Origin of the sequence: Streptomyces sp. NPDC048507, assembly GCF_043199995.1 — a bacterium.
Classification (GTDB): Bacteria; Actinomycetota; Actinomycetes; order Streptomycetales; family Streptomycetaceae; genus Streptomyces.
On record NZ_JBICWZ010000004.1, the window covers coordinates 374659 to 381806 of the forward strand.

General features: G+C 73.4%; 6 protein-coding genes. 1 reads left to right on the plus strand and 5 read right to left on the minus strand.

The genetic code is table 11. The annotated features are described in order from the left end of the window. Window positions 1–187: 187 nt before the first annotated feature. The 5 genes from ACGFXC_RS14760 to ACGFXC_RS14780 form a co-directional block, all read right to left on the minus strand. Window positions 188–1450, minus strand: a complete 1263-nt coding sequence (locus ACGFXC_RS14760) for a serine hydrolase domain-containing protein (RefSeq protein WP_393712771.1) — start codon at window positions 1448–1450, stop codon at window positions 188–190. A gap of 64 nt (window positions 1451–1514) precedes the next feature. Continuing rightward, window positions 1515–2726 carry an NAD(P)/FAD-dependent oxidoreductase gene (locus tag ACGFXC_RS14765; protein WP_393712773.1) on the minus strand — a complete coding sequence of 404 codons (1212 nt, stop codon included), beginning with the start codon at window positions 2724–2726 and terminating at the stop codon, window positions 1515–1517. A gap of 85 nt (window positions 2727–2811) precedes the next feature. Further along, a complete protein-coding gene (gene sigJ / locus ACGFXC_RS14770) occupies window positions 2812–3756 on the minus strand; it encodes an RNA polymerase sigma factor SigJ (RefSeq protein ID WP_393712774.1) in 945 nt (314 codons plus the stop codon). 103 nt (window positions 3757–3859) lie between these two features. Continuing rightward, a complete protein-coding gene (locus tag ACGFXC_RS14775; protein WP_393712776.1) occupies window positions 3860–4171 on the minus strand; it encodes an SCO5918 family protein in 312 nt (103 codons plus the stop codon). 66 nt (window positions 4172–4237) lie between these two features. After that, window positions 4238–5767 (minus strand): DEAD/DEAH box helicase, encoded by a 1530-nt coding sequence (locus ACGFXC_RS14780; RefSeq protein ID WP_393712777.1) that lies wholly within the window; start codon window positions 5765–5767, stop codon window positions 4238–4240. 708 nt (window positions 5768–6475) lie between these two features. On the opposite strand from ACGFXC_RS14780, the gene ACGFXC_RS14785 reads away from it, so the two are divergent. Continuing rightward, on the plus strand, window positions 6476–6661 hold the full coding sequence (locus ACGFXC_RS14785) for a hypothetical protein (protein ID WP_393712779.1): 186 nt from the start codon (window positions 6476–6478) through the stop codon (window positions 6659–6661). Window positions 6662–7148 lie beyond the last annotated feature (487 nt).

The following is a 7148-nucleotide window of genomic DNA, read 5'->3' on the forward strand; positions in this document are numbered from 1 at the left end:
GTGCGGACCCCGTCCGGAAAAGACCGGCAAATGCGAGAACATCTCGGGAACCACAACTACAACTGAAATCGACAGTAGCACGCGGAACACCGGCCCGTACGCCGGAAAGCCCGCCCATTTCGAGGCCCCAAAAACCCTCACCCGGCCCTCTTTCTAATCCTCATTCCGCGGCGACAGATATTCACGTTCAGGGGAGGGAGAGGCCGGCGTACACCTGCCCGAGGACGGTGGGCAGCAGGGCGTTCGCCGTGGTCCGGCCGTCGGGCGACAGGGTCAGGTTCGTCCAGATCACGAGGGTGACGTCGTTCTCCGGGTCATGGCCGATGAAGGAGTTGAAGCCGGGCAGTTCACCGCCGTGGTAGTACATCGCGGCGCCCGGCCCGAACCGCTGGTGGGCGATCCCGTACCCGTACCTCTGCCCGTCCGGCGCGGCCGGGTCCTCGGCCTCGGGGCTCGCGGTCCACTGCCGCTGGACCGCGGGGCCCAGCACCTCGCCCCTGACCAGGGCCCGGATCCAGACGGCCAGGTCGTCGGCGGTGGAGACGACCCCTCCGGCGGCGCGGGCGTAGGAGGGGTTCTGGTGGGTGTAGTCCACCGGGCGCAGGCTCCCCGAGGCGGCCCCCTCACGGACGGCGGCCGGATAGGGCACGTCGGTCAGCGCGTAGGCCGTCCCGCCGTACATGTACCCGTGCGCGTAGGGGCCGGGCAGCGAGGTGTCCGTGGCGCCGGGCAGCGAGGTGCCCGTCAGCCCGAGCGGCACGAACAGCCGGTCCCGCAGCTGCCGCTCCAGCGGCTGCCCGCCCGCCTTCTCGGCGACCAGACCGAGCAGCGCGTAATTGGTGTTGTCGTACGCGTACGAGCTGCCGGGCGGGGACTGCGGCGGCCGCCGGAAGGCGATGTCGAGCATCTCGCGCGGGGTGAAGGCCCGCGCCGGGTCGGCGTCCAGGGCCGCCGCGAGCTCGGGCGCGTCCGTGTAGTTGTAGAGCCCGCTGCGCATCTTCAGCAGTTCGCCGAGGGTGATGTGCCCGCCGTTCGGGACCCCCGGGACGTACCGGGACACCGGGTCGTCCAGCCGCAGGCGGCCGTCCTGGGCCAGCAGCAGGATCAGGGCCGCGGTCATGGTCTTGGTGTTGGAGGCGATGCGGACGTGGTCCCCGGCGGTGGGCGGCCGGTCCGTACCCAGCTCGGCGGTGCCCACGGCCACGCGGTGGGTCCCCTGCGGGGTCCGCACCAGCACCACGGCGCCGGGCACCCCCAGCTCCCCGGCCTTCCGCTCGACGGCGGCCCGCAGCGCCCCGGCGTCGATGGGCCTCAGTGCCCCGGGGGCGGCGGTGGCCACCGTCGCGCCGGGGAGGTCGGTGACCCCGCCCGCCCCGGCGGGTACCGCGCACCCCAGCGCCAGCACCGCGGCGCACGGCACCACCAGTCCCACCCGTCGTGCGTTCCTCATGCGACACCACACCCTCGCATTCGGCGCCGGAAGCGGCTCAGGGTCCCCAATCTACCGCTTTGCCCTACTTCGCCGCCGGGTCGCGGGAGAGGCCTCCCTCCGCGGCCCGCGCGCCGGCGGTCGCCACGAGACGGCGTCGCCTGCCCGGCAGCAGCAGGGTCGGGTGGGAGACGCTCCACGCGGCGCCCGAGCAGACGAGCTCCTTGAGGCGCGCGCCGGCCCGGCCGGTGATGACGGTGGACGTGGGCCGGTCGTCGTGCGTCACCTTCTGGATCAGGCCGTCGCGGCGGCCGAGGCTGATGCACTGGGCGCTGTAGCCGATCGTGCCCGCGGGGACCGCGCGGCCGGTCAGGCGGGCGGCGAGGGCGTCCGCCGCCCGCCACGCCATCGGGGTCGCCGTCGCACAGGACATCCGCAGCGGCTCGCCGCCCGGTCCCTGGGCGAGCGCGGCGTCGCCGACGGCGTACACGTCGGGGTGGGAGACGGAGCGCATGGTGGCGTCCACGACGATCCGCCCCGTGTCCGACACCTCCAGGGTGGTGGCGGCCGCGATCGGGTGCACGCCGAAGCCCGCCGTCCACACCGTCACCTCGGCCGGGATCTCCCCGCCCGTGGCGGTGATGACCCCGTCCGCTCCGACGCGCGTCACTTCCGCCCCCTCGTGGACCGTGACGCCGAGCCGGGCGAAGGCTCCGCGCAGGTGGCGCCGGGCCTTCTCGCCGAGCCGCTCGCCGACCGGGCCGCGGGCGGCGATGGCCACCCTCAGGTCCGGGCGGGCCCCGGCGATCTCGGTGACCGCCTCGATGCCGGTCAGGCCGCCGCCCACGACCAGTACGGCCGCGCCCGGCGCCAGCCCGGCCAGGCGGGCGCGCAGCCGCAGCGCGTCCTGCTTCCCGGCGACGCGGTGGGCGTGCTCGGCGGCACCGGGGACGCCGTGGTCGGCGCCGGTGCTGCCCAGGGCGTACACGAGGGTGTCGTAGCGCAGGGTCTCGGAGCCCTGCCCGCCGGTCAGGGCGACGGTCCGCCGGTCCGCGTCGACCGCGGTGACCCGGGCCCGGCGCAGCCGCACGCCGGTCCCGGCGTAGATCTCGCGCAGCGGTCGCGGCGGCAGGTCCTGGCCGCTCGCGAGCTGGTGCAGGCGGACCCGTTCGACGAACTCGGCGTCGTCGTTGACCACGGTGATCTCGACGTCGTCGCGGTGCAGTCGCCTGGCGAGACGGCCGGCGGCGATGGCCCCGGCGTATCCGGCCCCGAGGACGACGATGCGGTGCTTCATGGCTGGCTCGCTCTCTCTCCGGTTGGACTCACCTCCTGAACCGGACGGCCGGGCGATCCCTGACAGGATGCGGCTGTGACGTGGGTCACCACAGCTGGGCGAGGGGCCGGTGGGGGCCGGCGGCCGCCCACTGGCGGGTGATGCGCTCCAGCTTGTCGGGGTTGACCTGGATCTGGACCGCGCCGACCCCCTCGGCGGTCGGCGCGAGGCTGATGACGCCGAGGATCCGCCCGCCCGCCGAGATCAGCGCGGCGGGAGCGCCGTTGACGACGGCGGCGTGGAGCGCGGCGCTGCCGCCGACCTGGGCCCGCTTGGCCTCGCCCGGACGGAACAGGCCGCGCAGGTAGCGCGCGATGGGGAGCGCGCCGACGACCGGCGTCCGGCGCGCGCGGACCGTGTCCCCGCCGTCGGCCACGCCGACCGCGTCGTCGGTGAGCAGCCGGACCAGGGGCTCGGTGTCGCCGCTGAGGGCCGCCGCGAGGAACTCCTCGACGGCCCTGCGGGCGGCGGCCGCGTCGACCTCCGTACGGGCCCGGCCGGTGGCGAGGTGCGCTCTGGCCCGCCGGTGGATCTGCTGGCAGTTGCCCTCGGTGAGGTCCAGGATCTCCGCGATCTCGCGGTGGGCGTACCCGAAGGCCTCGCGCAGCACGTACACCGCGCGCTCGTTGGGCGACAGCCGCTCCATGAGGGTGAGCATCGCGAGGGACACCGACTCGCGCTGCTCGGCGGTGTCCGCCGGGCCGAGCATCCGGTCCCCGGCCAGCAGCGGCTCCGGGAGCCACTGGCCCACGTACGTCTCCCGCCGGACCCGCGCCGAGGCGAGCTGGTTGAGGCAGAGGTTGGTGAGCACCTTCGTCAGCCACGCCTCGGGCGTCTCGATCCGCTCCCGGTCGGTCGCGTGCCAGCGCAGGTACGCGTCCTGCACCGCGTCCTCGGCGTCACCGGCCGAGCCCAGCATCCGGTAGGCGATGGCCTCCAGGCGGCCCCGGAAACGCTCGAACGGATCGGCCTCGTACGGGGGGAGCGGCATCACGCCATGATCGGCCACGAGTGCGAACGCCGTCCACCCTCCGCCGCGCCGCCGGCCCCCTCGCACCGGGGCGAGGGGGCCGGGCGGTGGGCCGGGCGGACGGTCAGAGCGCCGCCGGGACGCCGAGCATCGCGATGGCCCGCTCGAGCGGGGTGGGGGCGGACGCCGGTGCGGCGGGCCCGGGCACGGTGCGGCAGGTGAAGCCGAGCTGGGACATGGCCCGGACGACTTCGCCGGCACTGAAGTCGCGCCGGTCCTGGCGCGTGACGACCTGGCCGACCTGCTTGACGGGGTAGGTGCGGCGGCCGATGATCACGGACTCGCCCAGGACCGGCTCGGGCTTGATGCCCTTCATCGATTCCAGGACGCCGGCTTTGGTCAGGTCGAACGGGAAACGGGCGATGACACAGCGCATGGATGCCTCACAGGGAGAAGGGGGGAACGCCGGGGCCGGCGGCGCGGGGCGGACGGCCCGCGGTCGTCAGGCCGCCTTACCGGAGGGAGCCGCCGGTCCGCCCGCGCGGCGGCCGCCCGAACGGGCCCCGCGCCGGCCGCGGGAGGTACCGCCGGCGCCGCGGCCGCGCTCGCGCCGCTCGGACACCGGCGCGGCGATGGTGACCGCGATCCCCGAGGGCTCCTGGGCGCCGGTGATGCGGTTCAGGGCCTCTTCGCCCGGCCGGACCTGCGTGGTCTGCGGGGTGATTCCGGCGGCGGCCATGAGGCGGGTCATGTCGCGGCGCTGGTTGGGGGTGACCAGGGTGACGACGCTGCCGGACTCGCCGGCGCGGGCGGTGCGGCCGCCGCGGTGCAGGTAGTCCTTGGGGTCGGTCGGCGGGTCGATGTTCACGACGAGGTCGAGGTGGTCGACGTGGATGCCGCGGGCGGCGACGTTGGTGGCGACGAGCACCGTGACGTGTCCGGTCTTGAACTGGGTGAGCGTGCGGGTGCGCTGCGGCTGGGACTTGCCGCCGTGCAGCGCTGCGGCCCGCACACCGCTGTTGAGCAGGTGCTCCGTCAGCCGGTCGACGGCGTGCTTGGTGTCGAGGAACATCATCACCCGGCCCTCGCGCGCCGCGATCTGCGTCGTGGTCCGCTGCTTGTCGGCGCCGTGGACGTGCAGCACGTGGTGCTCCATCGTCGTGACCGCGCCGGCCGACGGGTCGACGGAGTGGACCACGGGGTCGTTCAGGTAGCGGCGTACGAGGAGGTCGACGTTGCGGTCGAGGGTGGCGGAGAACAGCATCCGCTGGCCGTCGGGGCGCACCTGGTCGAGGAGGGCGGTGACCTGGGGCATGAAGCCCATGTCGGCCATCTGGTCGGCTTCGTCGAGGACGGTGACGGCCACCTGGTCCAGCCGGCAGTCGCCGCGGTCGATGAGGTCCTTCAGCCGGCCCGGCGTGGCCACGACGACCTCCGCACCGCCGCGCAGCGCGGCGGCCTGACGGCCGAGCGACATGCCGCCGACGACGGTCGCCAGCCGCAGCTTCACGGACCTGGCGTAGGGGGTGAGGGCGTCGGTCACCTGCTGGGCCAGCTCGCGGGTGGGGACGAGGACCAGCGCGAGCGGCTGCTTCGGTTCGGCGCGCAGCCCGGCGGTGCGGGCCAGCATCGCCAGTCCGAAGGCGAGCGTCTTGCCGGAGCCGGTCCGGCCACGGCCGAGCACGTCCCGGCCGGCGAGGGTGTTGGGCAGCGTGGCGCCCTGGATCGGGAAGGGCACGCTGACGCCCTGCGCGCTGAGGGCGGCCAGCAGTTCCCCGGGCATGTCCAGGTCGGCGAAGACGTCGACCGCGGCCAGCGCGGGGGTGATCGTCTCGGGCAGGGCGAACTCGCCCCGGGGCGCGGCGGGCCTGCGGCCGTAGCCGCCCGAGCGGTTCGGACCTCCCGAACGGCCCGGGGTGGGCGAGCCGAAGCGGCCGCCCCGCGACGAGCCCGCGCCGGCCGCGCCGAAGGCGGGACCGCCGCTGCGGCCGCGGGTGCGGGAGGAGCGCTCATTGGTGCGTACGGGGTTCATTGCGAACCTTCCTCGATACGGCGGCACGCATCAAGGAACTCCCGCAGCGGAACGGCGGCGCAGGGAATTACGAGAACGGGCCGAACGGAATACGAAAGCGAACCCGGTCCACGGGAAATCCGCAGGGGTTCGGGTGCTGGAACGGGCAGTGCCGGCGGGCGGAACCACCGCGGAACACGCGTGCGGCCGGGGCCCGCAACCCGATGGATGCGGGCCCCGGCCGTAACTGCGCGCGTCGTCGTCAGGCGGGAACGATGTTCTCGGCCTTCGCCGCGTTGAACCGCTTCACGGTACCGACAGCCACGTCATATCTCCTCTGACCCGGAGATCGACCGGGAATTCAAAACGTTCCGGGGGAGGCGGAAAAACGCAACCCGGCATCGACAGTAGCATGTCGGCCCGCTTGGTGTCCGCTCAATTCCTCCGCCTTTTGTGCGGCGATAAGAAGTCTCCCCGCGGGGTTCGCCAAACTCTCAGACCGCGGGCATAGATAATTGATTCGCGAAGCGGTGCCGGGCGGCGCGGAGCCCGTAGGCCGCACGTGCGCCCCGCCCCCGCCCCGGGCGGGGGTTCCCGGGCCGGGCCGCCGGCTCCGGCCCCGGTGTCCGTAGTAGGACATGGCCACGTTGCCCGCCCCGTACCCCCTTCATCAGGCCCTCCCCGGCGGCAAGACTTCACTCATCGCGAAGCCTTACGGAGGGAAACACGATGACGCGACGCATGAAGGTCCTGGGAGTGGCCGCCGCCTTCGCGGCGGCGCTGGCGGTCGGCTCGACGGCCCTCACACAGGCCGCCGAGAAGCCGGGATCCTCGGCCGTCGTGCAGACCGCGGACTCCGGCTGGCAGAGCCCGGCTCCCGTGGGTGTCCGCACCTTCGACTCGGGCTGGCAGTGAGCGCGGACCGCGGGTCCTTTCCGCCGGGCGGCTGAGCGCGAGACCGCACCGCTCCCGTCGGGGAGCGGTGGTTTCCACCCTTTCCACCCCTATTCCAATGGAGGCCAAGATGGCTGACGTGCAGATCAACGAGGACGTCTACTCGGACCTCGAGGGCTCGACCGTGGTCGCCACCGTCTTCCTCGACTAATTGCTCCGCTCCCGGCGGGGAGCGGTTTCCACCCCTTTTTCACCCCTACTTCAATGGAGGCCAAGATGGCTGACGCGCAGATCAACGAAGACGTCTACTCGGACCTTGAGGGCTCGACCGTGGTCGCCACCGTCTTCCTCGACTGATCCTTGTTTCGGCATGGCGGCGCCTCCTTTCCCGTACGGGAAAGGAGGCGCCGCCATAAGGCGGAGTTGTTCACCAATATTTAGAACTCATAACAATGCCCCAACCGCCCCGGGGGGGGGCTACCCCGGAGACAGGGGGGCCGGCCCCCCG

Bases quoted from the DNA above. Each gene is read 5' to 3' on its own strand.
- ACGFXC_RS14760 (WP_393712771.1), bottom strand. From the start codon at position 1,450: ATGAGGAACGCACGACGGGTGGGACTGGTGGTGCCGTGCGCCGCGGTG.
- ACGFXC_RS14765 (WP_393712773.1), bottom strand. From the start codon at position 2,726: ATGAAGCACCGCATCGTCGTCCTCGGGGCCGGATACGCCGGGGCCATC.
- sigJ (WP_393712774.1), bottom strand. From the start codon at position 3,756: ATGCCGCTCCCCCCGTACGAGGCCGATCCGTTCGAGCGTTTCCGGGGC.
- ACGFXC_RS14775 (WP_393712776.1), bottom strand. From the start codon at position 4,171: ATGCGCTGTGTCATCGCCCGTTTCCCGTTCGACCTGACCAAAGCCGGC.
- ACGFXC_RS14780 (WP_393712777.1), bottom strand. From the start codon at position 5,767: ATGAACCCCGTACGCACCAATGAGCGCTCCTCCCGCACCCGCGGCCGC.
- ACGFXC_RS14785 (WP_393712779.1), top strand. From the start codon at position 6,476: ATGACGCGACGCATGAAGGTCCTGGGAGTGGCCGCCGCCTTCGCGGCG.